Source organism: Vibrio sp. 378 (genome assembly GCF_033339435.1).
Genome location: NZ_JAWOUO010000139.1, coordinates 1 through 1,102, shown reverse-complemented (window position 1 = coordinate 1,102; position 1,102 = coordinate 1). Strand labels below are relative to the sequence as shown.

General features: G+C 39.7%; 2 protein-coding genes and 1 pseudogene. 2 read left to right on the top strand and 1 reads right to left on the bottom strand.

From position 1 onward, the window contains the following. Positions 1–241: hypothetical protein (locus R7Q48_RS24675; protein ID WP_318132745.1), on the top strand; the 241-nt coding region annotated here is incomplete at its 5' end. On the opposite strand, the gene bolA is transcribed toward R7Q48_RS24675, so the two are convergent. After that, positions 238–546: a transcriptional regulator BolA gene (gene bolA / locus R7Q48_RS24670; protein ID WP_005456570.1), complete on the bottom strand. Its 309-nt coding sequence runs from the start codon at positions 544–546 to the stop codon at positions 238–240. The two genes, R7Q48_RS24675 and bolA, sit on opposite strands and share 4 nt — an antisense overlap. Positions 547–820: 274 nt before the next feature. On the opposite strand from bolA, the pseudogene R7Q48_RS24665 reads away from it, so the two are divergent. Further along, positions 821–1,102: pseudogene (locus tag R7Q48_RS24665) on the top strand (50S rRNA methyltransferase); the annotation flags it as partial.

The following is a 1,102-nucleotide window of genomic DNA, read 5'->3' as shown; positions in this document are numbered from 1 at the left end:
AAAAGGTCAAATATTAGTCATAACTTTGACCGAACGCACAAATGACATATTCCACACATATCTTATGGAAATGAAATATTCACAGCCTGAAATATGCTTTAATTTATATTCATTTGTTGAAACGCTGTTAACACATTTTTTAACCAACATTTGTGCCACATTTTTGTCCCACACAAAATGTAAAACAAAAAAAGATGGCCTGAGCCATCTTTCTAAAAACGTCTGGTTTGAAAGGGGTTAACGCCCTCCTCCCATACACATTGGACTGTCTGGTGCACCATTTTGCTCACGTTTCCACTCTTCCTCTGTGTAAGTATGGATCGCAAGCGCGTGAATATGATTGTCTAGCTCATCGGCAAGAATTTGATGAACTTGACGGTGACGGCCAATCAATCTCTGACCGGCAAATAAGTCACTCACAACAATGACTTTAAAGTGACTTTCCGAGCCAGGCGGCACATTGTGCATGTAACTTTCGTTGATAACTTTTAAGTAGCTTGGTTGCAGCTCACTATGTAACTTCTTCTCTATGATTTCTTGGATCATATTCTTTCCTCAATGATGCAAATGCCATAAGTATATACCCAACTCCTAAAGAGGTGGAGACTTGATACTCTTTCCATTTTGCGACTTTGTTTCGCGTTAATACTAGCAAAGGTTCAGCCCATTCAGCACTGATGCGTTTAAAGCACGAGCCACAAGCTTGCCACTTTACGCTATTTCGGCGAGTTAAATAGAAAATTTGACAGCTTTTTGTATCTACGTAAGCCATCATTTGCGACAATAATCACTAGTTTATTGAATCAACCTACGTTTACTTATGAAAACCGAATTGAATCTTCACGGTAGAAGCCTCACGCTTCATCGTTTTCCTAAGCGTTCTAACGAAACGCTTCAAGCTTGGGATGCGGGTGATGAGTACCTGATCAATCACGTCGAAGAAATGGCATTACCCGACCATCAAAACATCGTTGTTATCAATGACAACTTTGGTGCCCTCGCTTGCTGGTTTTCTGAAAAACATCATGTCACTTTTATGAGCGATTCTTTCGTCGCTCACAAAGGTGCTCAAAAAAATCTTGAAAACAATCAACCAAACAAA

Bases quoted from the DNA above. Each gene is read 5' to 3' on its own strand.
- bolA (WP_005456570.1), bottom strand. From the start codon at position 546: ATGATCCAAGAAATCATAGAGAAGAAGTTACATAGTGAGCTGCAACCA.